This window comes from Stenotrophomonas sp. YJH_SMC_6 (genome assembly GCF_059371335.1).
This window is the reverse complement of the sequence record NZ_JCAFUM010000002.1, coordinates 183,828-200,483: the sequence shown is the minus strand read 5'-3', so window position 1 is coordinate 200,483 and position 16,656 is coordinate 183,828. Positions and strand designations below refer to the sequence as shown.

General features: G+C 66.6%; 18 protein-coding genes. 8 read left to right on the top strand and 10 right to left on the bottom strand.

Annotated elements, in window-relative coordinates; genetic code table 11:
- Positions 1-5: 5 nt before the first annotated feature.
- From AC5P9N_RS02685 to AC5P9N_RS02675, 3 genes are read right to left on the bottom strand one after another with little or no spacing between them, the layout of a single operon-like run.
- Positions 6-1,322, bottom strand: coding sequence for a FapB/FapC family functional amyloid domain-containing protein (locus AC5P9N_RS02685; protein WP_049460022.1), 1,317 nt, complete (start codon positions 1,320-1,322; stop codon positions 6-8).
- A 43-nt stretch (positions 1,323-1,365) separates the two neighbouring features.
- On the bottom strand, positions 1,366-1,983 hold the full coding sequence (locus tag AC5P9N_RS02680; RefSeq protein WP_049460021.1) for a FapB/FapC family functional amyloid domain-containing protein: 618 nt from the start codon (positions 1,981-1,983) through the stop codon (positions 1,366-1,368).
- Complete coding sequence (locus tag AC5P9N_RS02675) at positions 1,980-2,510, bottom strand: FapA family amyloid fibril periplasmic chaperone (RefSeq protein ID WP_049460020.1); 531 nt, start codon at positions 2,508-2,510, stop codon at positions 1,980-1,982. The genes AC5P9N_RS02680 and AC5P9N_RS02675 overlap by 4 nt, the downstream gene beginning before the upstream one ends.
- Positions 2,511-2,906: 396 nt before the next feature.
- Here AC5P9N_RS02675 and AC5P9N_RS02670 point away from each other — a divergent pair, with 396 nt between their 5' ends.
- Complete coding sequence (locus tag AC5P9N_RS02670) at positions 2,907-4,262, top strand: sigma-54 dependent transcriptional regulator (protein ID WP_049460019.1); 1,356 nt, start codon at positions 2,907-2,909, stop codon at positions 4,260-4,262.
- Here the strand turns inward: AC5P9N_RS02670 and AC5P9N_RS02665 are convergent, their stop codons facing one another.
- The 4 genes from AC5P9N_RS02665 to AC5P9N_RS02650 form a co-directional block, all read right to left on the bottom strand.
- On the bottom strand, positions 4,263-4,571 hold the full coding sequence (locus AC5P9N_RS02665; protein ID WP_005413537.1) for a DUF6958 family protein: 309 nt from the start codon (positions 4,569-4,571) through the stop codon (positions 4,263-4,265). It lies immediately after the preceding gene.
- Positions 4,564-5,100, bottom strand: coding sequence for a GFA family protein (locus AC5P9N_RS02660; RefSeq protein WP_049395973.1), 537 nt, complete (start codon positions 5,098-5,100; stop codon positions 4,564-4,566). Before AC5P9N_RS02660 ends, AC5P9N_RS02665 begins: the two co-directional genes overlap by 8 nt.
- A 67-nt stretch (positions 5,101-5,167) precedes the next feature.
- Positions 5,168-6,049 carry a TolB family protein gene (locus tag AC5P9N_RS02655; protein WP_049460018.1) on the bottom strand — a complete coding sequence of 294 codons (882 nt, stop codon included), beginning with the start codon at positions 6,047-6,049 and terminating at the stop codon, positions 5,168-5,170.
- Positions 6,046-7,086: a twin-arginine translocation signal domain-containing protein gene (locus AC5P9N_RS02650; protein WP_049460017.1), complete on the bottom strand. Its 1,041-nt coding sequence runs from the start codon at positions 7,084-7,086 to the stop codon at positions 6,046-6,048. The genes AC5P9N_RS02655 and AC5P9N_RS02650 overlap by 4 nt, the downstream gene beginning before the upstream one ends.
- A 91-nt stretch (positions 7,087-7,177) precedes the next feature.
- On the opposite strand from AC5P9N_RS02650, the gene AC5P9N_RS02645 reads away from it, so the two are divergent.
- From AC5P9N_RS02645 to AC5P9N_RS02630, 4 genes are read left to right on the top strand one after another with little or no spacing between them, the layout of a single operon-like run.
- Positions 7,178-8,104 (top strand): LysR substrate-binding domain-containing protein, encoded by a 927-nt coding sequence (locus tag AC5P9N_RS02645; RefSeq protein ID WP_044570259.1) that lies wholly within the window; start codon positions 7,178-7,180, stop codon positions 8,102-8,104.
- A complete protein-coding gene (locus tag AC5P9N_RS02640; RefSeq protein ID WP_012480349.1) occupies positions 8,101-8,562 on the top strand; it encodes a helix-turn-helix domain-containing protein in 462 nt (153 codons plus the stop codon). Before AC5P9N_RS02645 ends, AC5P9N_RS02640 begins: the two co-directional genes overlap by 4 nt.
- Before the next feature lie 10 nt (positions 8,563-8,572).
- Positions 8,573-8,998, top strand: coding sequence for a VOC family protein (locus AC5P9N_RS02635; RefSeq protein WP_049460015.1), 426 nt, complete (start codon positions 8,573-8,575; stop codon positions 8,996-8,998).
- A complete protein-coding gene (locus AC5P9N_RS02630; RefSeq protein ID WP_033834252.1) occupies positions 8,995-9,225 on the top strand; it encodes a hypothetical protein in 231 nt (76 codons plus the stop codon). The genes AC5P9N_RS02635 and AC5P9N_RS02630 overlap by 4 nt, the downstream gene beginning before the upstream one ends.
- 6 nt (positions 9,226-9,231) lie before the next feature.
- Here the strand turns inward: AC5P9N_RS02630 and AC5P9N_RS02625 are convergent, their stop codons facing one another.
- The 3 genes from AC5P9N_RS02625 to AC5P9N_RS02615 all read right to left on the bottom strand — a co-directional run bounded on the left by AC5P9N_RS02625 (position 9,232) and on the right by AC5P9N_RS02615 (position 12,197).
- The gene (locus AC5P9N_RS02625; RefSeq protein WP_049460014.1) at positions 9,232-9,927 is read right to left on the bottom strand and encodes an HAD family hydrolase; all 696 of its coding nucleotides are present in this window, start codon (positions 9,925-9,927) and stop codon (positions 9,232-9,234) included.
- Between the two features lie 107 nt (positions 9,928-10,034).
- Positions 10,035-10,775 (bottom strand): DNA/RNA non-specific endonuclease, encoded by a 741-nt coding sequence (locus AC5P9N_RS02620; RefSeq protein WP_049460013.1) that lies wholly within the window; start codon positions 10,773-10,775, stop codon positions 10,035-10,037.
- A 288-nt stretch (positions 10,776-11,063) separates the two neighbouring features.
- On the bottom strand, positions 11,064-12,197 hold the full coding sequence (locus AC5P9N_RS02615; protein ID WP_180863301.1) for an adenine nucleotide alpha hydrolase family protein: 1,134 nt from the start codon (positions 12,195-12,197) through the stop codon (positions 11,064-11,066).
- A 322-nt stretch (positions 12,198-12,519) separates the two neighbouring features.
- On the opposite strand from AC5P9N_RS02615, the gene AC5P9N_RS02610 reads away from it, so the two are divergent.
- The 3 genes from AC5P9N_RS02610 (at position 12,520) to AC5P9N_RS02600 (ending at position 16,653) form a co-directional block, all read left to right on the top strand.
- Complete coding sequence (locus tag AC5P9N_RS02610; protein WP_099484644.1) at positions 12,520-14,094, top strand: S15 peptidase family protein; 1,575 nt, start codon at positions 12,520-12,522, stop codon at positions 14,092-14,094.
- Positions 14,095-14,181: 87 nt separating this feature from the next.
- Positions 14,182-15,633: a S41 family peptidase gene (locus tag AC5P9N_RS02605; RefSeq protein WP_088610754.1), complete on the top strand. Its 1,452-nt coding sequence runs from the start codon at positions 14,182-14,184 to the stop codon at positions 15,631-15,633.
- Between the two features lie 171 nt (positions 15,634-15,804).
- Positions 15,805-16,653 (top strand): retropepsin-like aspartic protease, encoded by an 849-nt coding sequence (locus AC5P9N_RS02600; protein WP_225792061.1) that lies wholly within the window; start codon positions 15,805-15,807, stop codon positions 16,651-16,653.
- Positions 16,654-16,656 lie beyond the last annotated feature (3 nt).

Sequence of the window (16,656 nt, the reverse complement as noted above, 5' to 3'; positions counted from 1 at the left end):
TGCGCTTACTCGCCGCTGCCACCACCGCCGCCGGTGCTGGGCTGGGCGACTGCCAGGGCCAGGCTGTTGGCCTGCAGGTTGCCGGTGCCGGAAGCCACGTTCACGCCGATGTTGCCGGAGGCGCCGGAGAAGGCGCTGCCGGACAATGCCGAGGTGTTGGTGGCGTTGACGTTCACCCAGCGCGTGGTGCTGACCGTGCCGCTGAGGCTGGCATACAGGTCGGCCACGCCCAGTTCGACGAACTGGCTGGTGCCACTCTCACGCGTATCGAAGCCCAGGCCGCCCACCCCCGGCCGGTTGGGGTTCATCGTGGCGTTCTGGATCTGGTTGTCCAGGTCGATGTGGCCGGTGCTGTTGCCACCCGGGTGTGGCAGCTCGCCACTCCACGTATCCAGGTAGTAGTTGGCCATCTGGTAGGCATTGCCGGTACCGCGGTAGGTGCCCGCGCCATAGGCCAGGGTCAGACCGCTGACGCCGCCATGCATGCCGACCTGCACGGCATCGGTGTAGGACTGCACGAAGCCGGCGTTGCTGACCGTGTTGCCGGTGGAGACCTGGTTGGAGCTGATGCTCGACTGGGCCACCGCCGTGGTCGCGACCGAGGCCGCGAGCGCGTTCTTCTGCTCGTTGTTGTTGCCCGAGGCGATGTTCACGCCGATGTTGCCGGACGCGCCGCCGAAAGCGTTGCCGCCAAGACCTGCGGCGTTGGTGACGCCGGAGTTCATGGTCGCGTTGCCGAAGCCGGCCTGGTTGACGAACACCTCGGCGTCAGCCATGCCGAAGCTGAAGGACGCATCGGCAGCGGACAGCGACGCGGCATTGTCCTGGGCATTGTTGTCGCCGGAGACCACGTTGAAGCCGAGATTGCCCGATGCGCCGGCACCCACGCTGTCACCGATGGAGGCACTGTTGGTGACCAGGCTGTTGCTGGTGGCGTTGTTGCTGATCGACTGGCGGTTGTCGATCACGGCAATGGCCGCCGAGTCGAGGTCGATGTCGCCGGTGATGTTCGGGTCGCCGGAGAAATTGATGTCGGTGCTCAGCCGCAGGTCCTTCTCCAGGTTCACGTCGACGCCGTGGTTGTTCTTCTCCTTGCGTTCGTCGGCCTGGATGTTGCTGTGCTTCTGCACATTGACGTTGACGGTGCGGTTGCGCACGTCGTTGTCAGTGTGGTTGTGGGTGTCGTTGCGGGTTTCGCTGACGGTGTGGTTGTGGTTGATGTTCGCGTTGGCGTTCTGGTTGTCCCAGCCATTGGCCGCAGCGGCGGTCGAGGCAGTGGCAATCGCCATGGCGAGCATGGTCTGTTTGACGGTCGCTTTCATGGTGCCCTCTCTCTCATCAGGTGGTGCATCGGTTGGGTGGTTGTCACGGGCGGTCCTGCACGACCAGGCCCAGTACGTTGGCCGTATCGTTGCCGTTGCCCGCGATCTGATTGAGTTGCAGGACCCCGTCGAATCCCCGCAGTGCGGTGCTGGCTACACCGGCGCTGCGGGTGCCCGTCGCGACGCCGCGACCGGTGTCGTCCCGCCCCCCTGCCAACGCGGAACCCTCGGCGGCCAAGGCCGTATCGTCGGTTTCGCGTATGCCCTGTCGGGCCAGCGTTGCGCTGACGACGTTGAGCGTCGTGTTGGCGATGCCGCTGGCCTGGTTGATGGATGCGATGCCACTGGCACCGGCCAGTGCGTCACCGCCAATGAATGCAGTGGCCTGCAGCGGCGCGGACAGCACGCGGTTGCCCTGCTGCAGTTGCCGCGCATTGATCGCCACGTCGGCGCGATCGCCCTTGGCGATACCCCGCAGGTTGGCCTGCACATTGAGGTCGCCGGCGGCCTGGTTCACGGCGATGGCGCCATTGGCCCCGGCCAGTGCGTGGCCGTCGATCCGGGCCACGTCGAGATAGGCGAGCATGCCGCTGTAGTCATCGGCCCGGGTTGCCCAGGGCGCGGCAGCGAGCAGCAGAAGCAAGCCGTGCAGGGTCTTCATTTTCCACCTGCCGGGGCCGTGCCCTGCAGGGGGAACTGGGCCAGTGCGCCGCGCACGGTGTCGGCGATACCGCGGGTGCTGCTGCCGACCGCACCGAGCGGACCACTCATGGCGCCCCCCAGGTTGCTGCCGACCATGCCGTCGCCACTGCGGCCAAGCGTGCCGCCCAGGGCCTGCTGGGTGACCCGTTCAACGGTGGTTCCACCCGGCGCCGCGATGGACGCTGCCTGCCCGGCCCCCATGCCGGCATAGTCCTCATCGCTCAACTCATCCATGCCGGTCGTCGTGCCGCCGGCACCCAATGCGGTGGCGATCTCGCGCTGCGGCTTCGGGTCGGCAATCAGCGCCATGCCCGGTGGTGCCATGCGATAGGCCGGCCGCGCGGAGACGTCCCGCAACAGGACGATTTCGCCCGGTTGTGCCTTCACGCCCTGGCGGGCGCCCGACGCGGACGCGTCGGCGCCAACCGACAGCAGGGCTGTTGCCAGCGCTGCGGCCAGGCCGCGAATCAGGGTGGTGCCGTCCATGCCGATCTCCCGCGATGGGTGCGGCCGAACCACGCATCAACCGTGCCAACTTCGAAGTGCCCACGCGCCAACAGGGTGACCGCGCAGCACCTGACCGGGCTGCTGCCATGCTGTTACAGGCACGTCGCGGAATTGTCGGGATTTCGAAGCCCCAGGCGCCGCAGGGCAAGGGCTGCGGGCGACTGTCGCATCGGTGTTACAGGTGGCGTCGCCGTCTGCTACGGTGCCGCTTCAGCCAGGAATTTCTTGACGCACTGCTCATTGCGCCGCCGTTTAGGGAAGCGCTAGGATCCGCCCAACAAAGGCCATCCCGGTGGCCGTAGAGGTCCCGGCGGGGGGCGGCACGCCGGTGATTGCCTGACAGTCCGCCGACGGTGTCCGGATGCTGGGGGAAGCATGGCAGCGGTCCCGGAGGCTTCTACGTCACGTTGCGTGCTCTGGTTTGGCGAGCCGTTGGCGAACGAGCGCAGTGCGCTGGCGGCAGCGGGCTGGTATGTGCGCAGCATCCATCCCGATCCCGCCATGGCGATTGGCCTGCGTGGGCGCGATCGATTGCTCGCCGTGCTCGATCTGCGCCATCTCGATGCGGTCGCGCTGCAGCTGCTGGCGCCGTGGATCGAGCAGCACCAGCATCTACCCTGGCTGGCGGTACTGCCACCGGGTGCCGGACCCACATCACCGGCTTGGCTGCCGTTGCTGCAGCGATGCTGCGCGCGCTTCACGCTGCCGTTCGGCCTGCAGGACCTGGTGTGCGCAATGCGCCAGCAGTTCGACGCGGATGATCCGCCTGTCGACGCAACCTGCGGTGGGCACGGACCGCACGCGCTGATTGGCGAAAGCGCCGCGTTGCATGCGGTGCGCACGGTGCTGCACAAGTTTGCGCCGGTGGAGCTGCCGGTGCTGGTCACCGGTGAAACCGGTACAGGCAAGGAACTGGCCGCACACGCGCTGCATGCGCTGTCGGGGCGTGCCGGCAGGCCTTTCATTGCAGTGAACTGCGGTGCGATTCCGGCCAATCTGGTGCAGTCGGAGCTGTTCGGTCACGAACGTGGCTCGTTCACCGGTGCCGACAAGCGGCAGATCGGCGTGTTCGAATCGGCCCATGGCGGAACGGTGTTTCTTGATGAGGTGGGCGATCTGCCGGCAGAGGCACAGACCAGTCTGCTGCGCGTGCTGCAGGAGGGAACCTTCGAGCGCGTGGGCAGCAGCCAGCCGCTGCGCGCAGACGTACGTGTACTTGCCGCGACCCACGTCGAACTGGAACACGCGGTGGCGCAGGGGCGGTTCCGCAGCGATCTCTACTACCGTCTGAATGTGCTGCGCCTGCTGATGCCACCGCTGCGTGAGCGCGGCGCCGACGTGCAGCTGCTGGCCGAGCACTTCCTGCGCTGCTTCCGGCTGCGCCACGGCGTGCGTGCACGCGGCTTTGCACCGGCCGCAGTGCAGGCCATGCGGCGCTTCGACTGGCCCGGCAACGTACGCGAACTTCTCAACCGTGTGCAGCGTGCAGCGATCATGGCCGAAGGCGAGCTGATCAGTGAGCGTGACCTGGAGCTGGGCGCATCGGCGGCGGTCCCGCCAGCGGCGATGCTGCACGATGCACGGGGGCAGGCCGAGCGGGATGTGCTGCTGCAGACCCTGCGCCAGACCGGCTACAACGTCTCCGAGTGTGCGCGGCAGATGCAGATATCGCGCGTGACGGTGTATCGCCTGTGCCGCAAGCACCGGCTGGAGCTGCCTGCGCAGCGCTGATCAGCCGGCCGCGAGGTGCTTGAACAGGCGCAACGGCTTGCCCGCGACGCGCTCGATCACGCCCTTGGCTTCCAGGTCCAGCTGCACGGCCTTCAACCACCAGCCGGCGGTGGCACCTGCCGGGAACAGGGTGGCGGGCAGATGTGGCAGCAGTGCCTGTTTTGCCTGCGCAACGGTCAGGCCGGGCGGTTGCGCAGGCAGGGCCCGCAGCAAGGCATGGCGCATGGCGAGATACTTGGCGCGATCCACGCGCTGGATGTGCCCGGGCGTGGTGATGCTCTCGATCTCGATCCGCTCGGGCTCAGACATGGGTATCTCCCGCGACTTCGATGCGCGGGCTGCGGAAGCCCATGGCGATCCACGCCTTCATCAGGCGGGCGTAGAACCGCAGCGAGTGGGTCTTCAGGTTCGGCACATCGTCTGGAAGGACAGACGGGTCAGGAAGATCACTGACCATCGTCCGCATCTCCACGGCGGGTCTTGCCGACGCCGGCCACAACAGGCCATACAGGCTCAGCCAATGGCCACCGCTGAACTCCAGGAAGAGCGGTGTATTGCAGCATCCCGCCACGACGCGGCGGCTGCCGCCCTTGCTGGACAACCGCAACGCGCGCAGCATGGCATGTCCGGCATCGATGCTGACGCGATCCTTGCGGTGCATTACGAAGAGCGTCTGGCCGTGCGGGCCCAGGACGTCCGGTGCTCGGGGCATCGACTGCAGCATGGCGCCGGCCTTGCGGCAGCTGTCGCAGCAGCATTCGAGGGTGGCAATGGGTTGGCCCGTGGCGGTCAGGCGCACCTGGCCGCAGGCGCAGGCAAGGGACTGGTGTGAGGCCATCTGCGTTTTCTCCTGGGGTTTCATCCTCTCGACGAACCGGGGCGCCGAAAATCGACAACATCTACCTTCAAGGGTGCATCATCCGATAGCGGATGCGATACAGGTCCAACCCTGCACCGTCCGCGCGCCGCGCCGAATAGGTCAAGGTGTCGGGTTGCGAGCCATCCAGCATCGCGCCGTAGCTGTCGCCGGAGGCCTCGTTCAAGGGGGAGGGCAATGCAAGGCCCGCGTCATAACGGTCTCCACGCGCGTAGGCGATGAACTGGCGTACCGGTGCACTGCCGAAGTCCAGGGCGCGGGCAAACACCAGCGTCCGGCCGTCGCCCAGGAAGGTGGCATCGAACTCCTGCGCTGCGGTATTGAGGTCTCCCGGCAGCGGCCGTGCCGGCTGCGCCATGCCACGGACCATCGCTGCGACGTAGAGGTCATGGCCACCCGCACCGCCTGCGCGATCGCTGGAGAACAGCAGCGTGGCTGCGTCGGGCGAGAGCATCGGCGCGAATTCATCGGCCGCGCTGTTCACTGCCGGGCCAAGATTGACCGGCTCCCCGAATCGACCGTCGCTCCCCATGCTGACCCGGTACAGATCGTCGCCGCCCTGGCCGCCTGCGCGATCCGAACAGAAATACACCACGCGGCCATCGGCGGAAAAGGCGGGATCGAAGTCGCGCCCCGGCGAGTTGAACGGCACCGGCATCGCCGGCCGCCAGCGCTGACCATCGTTGCGGGAGACCCAGATGTCATACCCGCCTGGACCGCCGGGCCGGTTGCGGCTGAACCACAGTGCGGTTCTACCATCCGGGCTCAAGGTCAGTCGAATCTCGTCGTATTGCGTGGATGCAACGCCCGGGGCGAAGCGCTCGGCGGGGCCGACGATCCGCAGCACCCTGGATGGAGACGCGGGAGGCGACGCAGCAACCAGCAGCATCACGGCCAGCAGCACCTTCATGCCTGTCGCTCGAAGTCGCTGACCCAGTTGGTTTCCCAACTGTGTCCACCATCGGTCGAGGCCGCCTGTTCCCAGCGCGCCGAACGCGGGGTGATGCGTGACCAGATCACCCGTGTCCGGATTGTTCGACCGTCGTGCTGGTCTTCGCCGAAAAAGCGGCCGACACCAGCCTGGAAACCACCGCGCAGTGGCGCGCCGATCCGGGTCGGCTCCCGGCCATCCAGCCACCAGCTCAGCCAGTGCCGCTCCGCCGCATTCCAGGCGCGGATGCCCATGCCGCGCAGCGGCGCTCCAGGCATGTCCATCAGGTTGTCACCCACGTTGCCGAATCCTCCCAGGACCGGCCAGTTGTGCAGGGTGCCGTTGAACGCGTCCCATGCATCGCTGCCTGCCAGCCGAGCGCGCAGGCGACGATGGCGCACGTTCCAATGGCCCACCAGGAAATCAAAATCGCCCGGTGCATCCGGCAGCTTCGGAAGCGGAGAGGGGACCGCAGCAGTGCGGCGGAACCAGTTGCGCCAGTTCACTTCCCAGTGCGCACCGGCATCGTCGGAGAACGCCTGTTCCCACCACGGCTCCTCGCCGTGGATGTCGTGCCAACGGAACCAGACCTCGATGGGGCGCCCGTCGATCCGGTCGGTGCCGCGGAAGCTGCCGGCATCGCCCTTGAAAGCGCCGCGCACAGGGGCTTCGATATGGGCAGGGTTGCGGCCATCGATCCACCAGATCGACCACGTGGAAGACACCGGATCGAATGCACGCACGCCCAGGCCCCTGTAGGGGCCCGAAGGCAGCGCCATGACGTTGTCATCGATGGTGCCGAGTCCGCCCAGGGTGAGCCAGACCGCGCTGGAACCGGTGAAGGACTCCCAACGGGTATCGCCGACCAGGCGGTCCTTCAGGCGTCGGTGCCGGACCTGCCAGTTGCCCTGCAACCATTTCCAGTCTTCGCCGTGGCTGGGCAGGGCCCACCCGGGGGGCAGCGCCGTAGATGCCGCCGCGGCGGCCAGGGTGGCCAGGAACTGCCGTCGATCCATGTGCGTGATCCCCTGTCGAAGGTGCCTCCATCGTTGCGCGTACCAGGGGGATTGACCACGCAGATATCGGGGCTCAGGCTAAGTCACACTTATGGTCACCCAACGCCAGCTGCCATCGCTTGCCGCCATCCGTGCCTTCGAGGCGGCGGCGCGGCTGGGCAGCTTCGCGCGCGCCGCCGAAGAGCTTGACACCAGTGCGGCGTCGGTGAGCTACCACGTGCGGCGGCTGGAGGCCCAGACCGGCATCTGCCTGTTCCTGCGCCACGCACAGCACGTGGAACTGACGGCGGCGGGTGCCAGCGTCGCCCAGGAGGCGACCCGGGCATTCGATGCACTGCGCGCCAGCTTCATGCGCGCCGCTGACAGGGATGCGGCGCGACTGCGCCTGTCCGTGCTGCCGACGCTGGGCACCAGTTGGCTGACGCCGCGGCTGGGCACGTTCCGCGCCCGCCACCGGCATTTCGTGCTGGAACTGGACCTGTCGGCAGCGCCGCAGGATCTGGCTGCCGGTCACTTCGATGCCGCCATCCGCAATGGCCAGGGCGAATGGCCGGGTCTTCAGGCAACTCCCTTGTTTCCCAGCGTGTTCACACCGTTGTGTGCGCCGGCGCTGCTGCACGAGGCGCGTGGGCTGGGCAGCAGCGCGCTGGAGATTCCCCTGCTCGGGCGGCCGGACTGGTGGGCCCTGTGGTTTGCCGCGCACGGACACATTCCACCGCCGCCACCGGAGAGTTTCGTCGCGCCCTTTGCCGTCGAACATCTGGATGTCGGCGCCGCGATCGCCGGGCAAGGCATTGCCATTGGTTCGCCGATCCTTTTCCAGGCCGAGCTGGACAGCGGGCGGCTGGTGCAGGCGCATCCGGGTGTCGCCAGCGACGGTCGCAGCTTCTGGTTCGTGGCACCCACGGCGCGAAATGGCAGTGCCAAGGTCATTGCATTGCGTGACTGGCTGGTCGAGCAGGCCGCTGAGGCGCGGCACGCGGCACGCCACTACCTGGCCCAGGCGGTGGTGCCATGAACCAGAGCCCCGAACTGCTGCGGCGCCTGCTGCGTGCCAAGGACCGGATGGACCGCGCCAGCCATGAGGAATGGCCGGTCGCGCGCCTGGCCGAGGTCAGTGCGGTGTCGCCGGCGCACTTCGCCCGCTCGTTCAAGCAGGCCTTCGGGCTGCCACCGCACCGCTATCTCCTCAGCCGGCGCATCGAACGGGCCGTGGCGATGTTGCGTGACACCGAGTTGCCGGTCACCGAAATCGCCGCGCAGACCGGGTGGAACAGTCTGGGTACCTTCGGCCGCATCTTCCGTGACATCACCGGTGACAGCCCGGGCAATGTGCGTGAGCGTGAGCGTGCGGGCCAGGCGGCGTCGGCCAGCGTGCCGGAATGCCATGCACGCGCCGCGCAGCGCCCGGACCTGAAGATCGCGGTTTTGGAGAAGCGCCGCCGCGAGGCGGTTGCTAACGTGGACCCTACCTGAGGGAGGTCCCATGACGAACACTGTGAACACGGTCGGCCTGTATGTGCGCGACCAGGATGAGGCGCTGGCGTTCTACGTCGGCAAGCTCGGCTTCGAAGTGCATACCGACGTACGCAATGGCAGCTACCGATGGCTGACGGTACGCAGCCCGGGCCAGGACGGTTTCCAGCTGGGCCTGTTCGTGCCAGGCCCGCCCACCCACGACGCCGCTACCACGCTTGCGCTGCAGCAGCTGGTGGCCAAGGGCGCAATGCCGCCGCTGGTGCTGGCCGTGGATGACTGCCAGGCGCGCTACACGCAATGGCTGGCACAGGGTGTGGAATTCACCCAGGAGCCGATCGAGCGCTATGGCGCCATCGACGCCGGTTTCCGTGACCCATCAGGCAATGGCTGGAAGATGATCGAAGCCCGTTCCGAAGCGAGGCGCCGGCAATGAGCCGCGGTGGCTGGGCACGGCCCGTGCATCGTTGGACCTCGATCGTGTTCACCCTGGCGGTGATCGCCAACTTCGCCGTTCGCGGGCTGGGGCAGGGCGAACCTGCAGCGTGGATCACCTATTCGCCGCTGCCGCCGCTGTTCCTGCAACTGTTCACCGGCCTGTACCTGTTCGCGCTGCACTACGCCGGAAAGCGCCGCAGCGCCGCACTGGGCACTGCGGGCTGAGCAGGGTCAGGCGACGGCGTCCACCGCGTAGGCGGCAAGCAGGCCCGGCAGCTGGTCCATGCGCTGGAAAATCACCTTTGCACCGACTGCGCGCAGGGCTTCGGGCGTACTGTGGTGCGGGCCACCCTCACTGAAGCCGAACACGGTGGCGCCTGCGGCAACGCCCGCAGTGGCGCCGGTGACGGTGTCCTCGATCACTGCACAGCGCGTCGGGTCGACGCCCAGCGCTGCGGCTGCAGCCAGGTACACGTCCGGGTGCGGCTTGGTGCGCGGCATGTCCTGGCCACTGAACACATGGGCACCGAAGGCATCAAGGATGCCGACCTTGCCCAGCTGCAGCTTCACCTTGTGCAGGTCGGCACCGGAAGCGCAGGCGATCCGCCCGCCGGTGGCCGCAGCGATCGCACGCACGGCCTCGGGTGCCCCCTGGATCGCTTCAAGGTCACGTTCCAGTGCCTGGTTGCGCTGCTGGCGGAACTCTTCAAGCCATTCCTCGGTGAACGCCTTGCCGGTGCGCTCTGCGATCAGGCCAGCCAGATGGGCCACGGACTGGCCGAGGAAGACTTCACCCGCCTGCGCCGGGGTCAGCGGCCAGCCACGTGCGGTCAGCATTTCCGAGAGAACGCGGGCGACCAGCGGCTCGGAATCGACGAGTACGCCGTCGCAGTCGAACAGCACGGCATCAAACGGGAAACGGGACATCTACAGCTCCAGGGGGGGGCAATGCAGTGGTGCAATTGCCCGCCATTTTCCCACAGCCATCCCTGTGTGGCACCCGGACCGGGTGCCACCCATTCCCGGCCGGCCGGTCAGCCCAGGTCACAACCCGCCGGCTGCGGCCAGGTGCTGGCCGGCAGCATGTTCTTCAACGAGGCCGGTGCGTTGATCGCCACGTAGCTCGCACCCAGCAGCTCCTCCAGATCGGCGATGGTCACCAGATAGCTGTCGAGGCTGCCCAGATTGGCTTCGTTGGGAATGATCCAGCTGATCGCCTTGGCGGTGCCGGTGTTCGGGTCACGGGTGATGATGGTCTTCCAGAAGAACTCCGGCGTCGGGATGCCGTGGCTGGAAAGGAAGTAGTCGTTGGAGGCGTCGCCGTAGACCACGCCACCATAGACATCCACCGGCGCGATGTCGCGGTAGCACTCGGCCACGTTCTCGGCCTTCACCCAGATGCCCTGGTTGAAGCTGGACACCTGCGGAACGATGTTGGTCATGTAGTTGGCGCGGCGGATGTAGGTCGCGTTGTAGTCCATGTGGTTGGAGGTCACCAGGTGACCGCGGTCATAGCCGGATCTGATGCTGGCGTAGGAAGCGGTGCTGGTCTGGCCGAGGCAGCCTGCCGGCAGGTCCGGATCCTTGTAGAAGCTGGACGGGCGCGCGGCCGAACCGGTGTCTGCGGTCAGGGTGTATTCGTAGCGGGTGGCGCTGTGGATGCTGCAGTCGTAGGTGAGCACGAAGCCGCCCTTGTTGAGGGTGACGACCTGGGCCTGGGCAGCGCCGGCGAAGGCACTGAGGACAAACGCGAAGAAGAAGGTTGCAAGGCGCATTGCGGTTCTCCAGCAAAAGTTCAGGGCGCAGCCGTCCGCCACAACCAGGCCGGGGCGAAGTCATGGGAGGGCGTTGCGGAGACGGGTGCTGCGGATTGCGGTAGGACGTGACCGCGATGACAGGGCCGTGGGGCCGTGCGGTGTCGTAAGCGTCACAAGCTGTCGTCTTTCGGTCAACGACGAAAAGACCAAGCTGTGACAGCGCGCAAGCACTGGAGATGTGTCAGATGGAGCAGGGCGTGACTGAAACCCAGGCGTGCTAGGGCATCGCGACGCCTGCAGCGGTCGTCAGGGGTTCGCCTTCAACACGTAGTCGCCATTGCGTGTTCCCGGCACCAGCGACCACTCCGGCTTCAGGTCCAGCGACCATCCCGGCCCCTGCAGCGGCGGCTCAGTATTTGCGGGCGCCTGCACGAACACCGCCTTCCAGTCGCTCTGCATCAACGCACCGTCGGTGACTTCCAGGCTGCCCCAGACGTCGGTCAGCCGCATCGTTGGATATACCGTGCCACGGCCAGGCAACGGCTGCATCGTGTTGGGGTTGAACTGGATGCGCATGCTGCGCAGGTCCAGGCGCACGACCGGGCCTGTCACGAAGCGCGCACGATTGTGTTCCAGCTGCGCCAGGCGCTGCTGTTCGCGCAGCGTTTCAGCTTCGCGCAGTGCTGGCCCGTCGTAGCGCGCGGCAGCTGCCCGCAGTGCGGTAACGTCCGTCTGTGGAGGTGCACCGGTCGCTTCGGCCAGGCGCGTGCCGAGATCCCGGGCGTGGTGGGCGAGATCGCTGCGCCAACCGGGGGCCGCCTGGTCCAGCAGCAGGCCATAGGCCGGGCCGGTGGCGTAGGCGAAAGAGCGGACGAAGCTGCGATCAGCAACGTGCGCCCGGAGGTCATGCAGCGCCGCCTGGACGCGTGTCGCGGGTGACGGGTTGCCGACGACCACGCCGGTGTATTCAGCCAGGCCCTCGTTCAATTCCAGCGCGGCTTCGTCCTGCGCGGCCGCAGGGAACTGACGGTGGCGTTCGGCGCGGAATGCAAGCGCATCCATCATCGCAGTGTGCTGCGCCACTGCATCGGTGGCCGCAAGCGCATCCGCCAGTGCGCGCCATTCCAGCTGCAGCCAATAGCGTCCTTCAAGCGTGTCGAGGTGTTCATTGCCGTCCTCTGCCGGCGCTGCGATCGACAGCGCGGGTTGCAGGCGGTGGAACATCTCGTGGGCCAGCAGCGTGCGTCGCCGGCTTTCGTCCTGCGGCAGCGGCCAGAGCAGCTGCGTCCAGCGGGTGCCGGACCATTCGACGGCGGTGTTGGCGATGATCGCGTCCGGCGGAAGCTGGCCGATGAAAACCTCTCCACGCGCCTGCAGGTTGCCCTGTGCATCTGCACGGGATGCCGTGACCCGGCGACTGGTCCTGTCCACCAGCATCATTGGCCCACACAGCGACGCTCCCCAAAGTCGACCGTTGTCGGCCTGGCACAGCGTTTGCGCCTCTTCGAAGACTGCGCCAGCGGTCACGTCGGACAGCGCAGGATCCTCCGCGGACACGGGGCCAACGGCAACCAGCAACAGGGCGACAAGTGAAAGCGGCCGGGGTCTCATTATCCATCCGTCCTTGGGAAGGTCCCGTCATAGCATCGATTCAAAGGTTGCGACAGTGCAGCAACGGTCATGCTGCGTCGCAAGGTGCCACCCACCATTCGCACTGGTACGGTCCAACCCGTTGCACCACCACCGACGGGGAGAGACCACGATGCGCAAGGTAGTGCTGCTGTTGATCCTGCTGCCCGGGCTGGCGCCCACCGCCTGGGCGGCCACGATCAAGACCACCCATCGCACCATTCCCAGCTGGGATGGAACGCCTCTCGGGGCATTCGTCATCGAACCGCAGGACGCGGGCAGCGGACGGTATCCGCTGCTGGTGATGCCCAGCAGCTGGGCGGTGCCCAGCGTGGAGTACGTGGGCGTGGCGCAGTCGTTGGCCCGGCGCGGCTATGTGGTCATCAGCTACAGCTCGCGTGGCTTCTGGGAATCCGGCGGCAGCATCGACATCGCCGGGCCGGCCACGGTGGAGGACGTCAGTGCACTGATTGACTGGGCGCTGGACAACACCCGCACCGACCCGTCACGAATCGGCGTATCGGGCATCTCCTATGGGGCCGGCACCAGCCTGCTGGCGGCCGCACGCGATCCGCGCATCAAGGCAGTGGCTGCACTGAGTGGATGGGCCGACCTGCAGGCCTCGCTGTACAGCAACGACACCCCCAGCGCACAGGGCATCGCGCTGTTGGTTGCCGCAGGCCTGGCCACCGGTCGCCCGGGACCGGAGCTGTCCACCATCAATCGCAATGTGCTGGTCGGCAACTACCAGGGCGCGGTGGACTCGCTGCTGCCGGTGGCGGCGCAGCGCAGCCCCGGGGCCAGCATCGATGAGATCAACGCCAACCAGCCAGCGGTGTTCCTGGCCAACGCCTTCAACGACAGCCTGTTCCCGCCGGGCCAGCTGGTCGATTTCTTCAACCGCCTGAAGGGCCCCAAGCAGCTGCAGTTGCGCCATGGCGATCACGCGCTCAACGAAGCCTTTGGCGCACTGGGTGTTCCCAACGAGGTCTACGATTCGGTGGGCGACTGGTTCGACCATTACCTGAAGGGCGTGGCCAATGGCATCGACCGGCAGCCTGCGGTGCAGCTGAAGTCACAGAAGGGCAGCTGGAGCACGTATGCGAACTGGCAGGCGACCAATGCCGGCGCCATCAGCTATGCGCTGACCGCACCCAAAGGGCTGCTGCTGCCCACCGGAGGCCTGGCCGAAAGTGGAAGCAGCACCGGCTGGAACTACCGTATCGGCAGCGGCCTGCTGACCGCTGCCAATTCTGGCGTGGCGATGGCCTCCGGCGCGCTGCAGATGATCAATCTGCCGCCGGGCGCCTATGTGCCGTTCGTGGGCCGCAACGCCGCAGGTGTGTGGCAGGGGCCGATCCAGTGGAGTGCGCAGCGCCTGGACGGCACGCCGGAAGTGCGCTTGACCGTCACGCCCAGCCGCGCCAACACCACGCTGTATGCCTACCTGTATGCCGAGGACGTGCTGGGCAATGGCCAGCTGATCAGCCACAAGCCTTACACGCTGCGCGGTGTCACGCCGGGGCAGGCGAAGACCATCGACCTGCGGCTGGAAGCCAGCAGCTGGAACATTCCGGCTGGCAGCCGCCTGACCCTGGTGGTTGATACGGTGGATCTGCGCTACTCGGGTATCAGCCAGTTGGGAGGTACGGTGACCTTCAGTTCGCCTGCCAACGCGCCTTCGGTGCTGAAGGTGCCGCTGCATTGATGGAAGGCCGCGCCCGTTGCGGCGGGCGCGGTACGCCAGGCTGGAAAACTGCGAGACCGGCGTTTGGTCCGGGAAAGGGATGAATCCATGGTCATTTCAGGGCTGCTGCTCGGTGCAGTGCTTGCGGCGCCCACCGCACAGGGTGCGCCGATCGCCTGGTCGGACACGCTGTCGAAGGATCTGGACGCTGCCAACGCGGCCATGCGCGGTAGCCATCCGGGCGCCGTGGATTCGCGGAATCCCGGTTTCCTTCCGCAGCTGGAGGCTGCCTCGGCGCTTGCCCGCTCGCGCGCGGCCAATGTCGACAGCTTCGCGGGCTACTGGTGGGCCATGAAGGGTTACGCGGCCTCCTTCAATGACGGCCACGTCAGCCTCAACGCGCTTGCCGACGCTCCCGATCTTCCAACGCAGTGGCCCGGCTTCCTGACCGGCTTCGATGGCGACACGCAGGTGGTCATGACCGTGGACGGTGGCCCAGGCCATCCGCCACTTGGAGCACGATTGCTGTCCTGTGATGGCATCGATGCACAGACGCTGGCTGCGCGCAGGATCGGGGACTTCAGCGGGCGCTGGAACCTGCAGGCGAGCCGCATCCACGGCGGCGGTGAGGTATTGCTGGAGCAGGGCAATCCTTACGTGCCGGCACTGCGCACCTGCGTTTTCCTGGTGGACGGACGCGAGAAATCCTATGCACTGCAGTGGCAGCCGCTGCAGGCCGCACAGCGCAAGGAGCGGCTGGCCGACACCCGGCGCAGCTTCCGACCGGCCAATGGCTGGCACACGATGCCCAATGGCGGCTACTGGATCACCACAAGCAGCTTCAATGCCGATCCCACTGCGGCCAATTTCAAGGAGCTGACCCGGATGCTGCAGCAACTCACCCCGGTGGCTGATGCGTTGCGGCAGGCGCCATGGGTTGTGCTCGATGTGCGCGGCAACAGCGGTGGTGCGTCGCACTGGAGCATCGAGCTGGCGCGGTTGATCTGGAGGCGCGAGGCCGTGGACGCAGTGCGTGACGACAGCTGGGTGGAGTGGCGGGCGTCCGAGCCCAACATCGCACAGCTGCGTGGCTTTCTGGAGAAACTGAAGCAGGCAGCTGACGCATCACCGGCGTTGCTACACATGCTGCAGTCCGTGACCGAAGGGATGGCGCAGGCAAGAGAGCAAGGCCAGCCATTGTGGCGGGAACCGGCCAATGATCCGGCCGCCGCGGTATCGCAGGTAGAGCAGGCCGGATCCGGACACACGGGCAGGGTGGTGATCGTGGCCGATGCTTCCTGCGGCTCGGCCTGCCTCGATGCGCTGGATCTGTGGAAACGGCTGGGCGCAATGCAGGTCGGCGTCGAAACTTCGGCCGACAGCCTCTACATGGATGTCAGGCCGGAGCGGCTGCCAAGCGGGCTGGCCAGGATTTCGGTGCCGATGAAGGTATTCCGGGGGCGGGTGCGTGGTTCGAACGAACCGCACGTGCCCGATCATCGCTATACCGGCGACATGCGGGACACCCCGGCACTTGAGGCGTGGATCTCCGGACGATGATCCCGTCCTGGTGGCGTACAGGTGAAGCAGTTCCGGCGCATTAAACCTTTTCACTGGCAGCTGCATCCAACCCGTAATGAGCCGGGCAACCGCTGCTGCAGCTCTACTGACCGAAGGAGCCCTCGGATGTGCGAACTGCCTCGTACTGCGCTTCCATGCGCGATGTTGATCATGCTGGTGCCCTTCGCAGCAGGTGCTGCGGTCACTGAAGTTCCCTTCGAGCTGGGCAAGGATCACCGGATCTACGTGGAGGGCACGATCAACGGCTCCCGACCACTGCGCTTTCTCGTCGATACAGGCGCGTCGGCCATGGCCGTTGCCAGGCACATCCAGCAGGACGCGAAGCTGGTCATTGACGACCAGAGTGAGAACACCGGTTCCGATGGCGTCACGCTTCTCGACTACAGCACGCACAACGCCGTGCAGATCGGCGGCGTGCAGCGACCGATGGGAGCCGTGGTGATCGACTACACGGGGCGCCCCTTCGATGCGGTACTGGGCTGGACCTTCTTCCAGGGCAAGGTGCTGGAGATCGACTACGACCGCAGCCTGCTGCGTCTGCATGACGAGGTTCCCGACCTTGCCGGGTATGTCCGGGCCACCGTGCGCTGGATTGACAACATTCCGGCCATCCAGGTCACGCTCGGCAACGGCAACAGCACTTTCACACCCTGGCTTACCCTGGACACCGGCAGCAACGGCAACATCGACCTGTCCTATGCCTTCGGCACCGCCCACCGCCTGCAGGAAGCGTTTCCGGAACGAGTTGGAACATCACAGTTCAGCGGCAGCGCGGGCCGGAAGATCCGCGCGGTGGACGTGCGCGTGCCCGTGGCCAGCATCTCGACCCTGCAACTGAAGGAGCCGAAAGCCTCGATCACCGTCGATGACGATGGCTCCACGGACGACGGGACGCTTGGCAGCGAAGTCCTGCAGCAGTTCAATATCCTGCTGGATGCCCGTTCCGGCAGCATCTATCTGCGTCCCAACCGTCGCTTCGTCGCCACCCCGGCGGGGTGACCG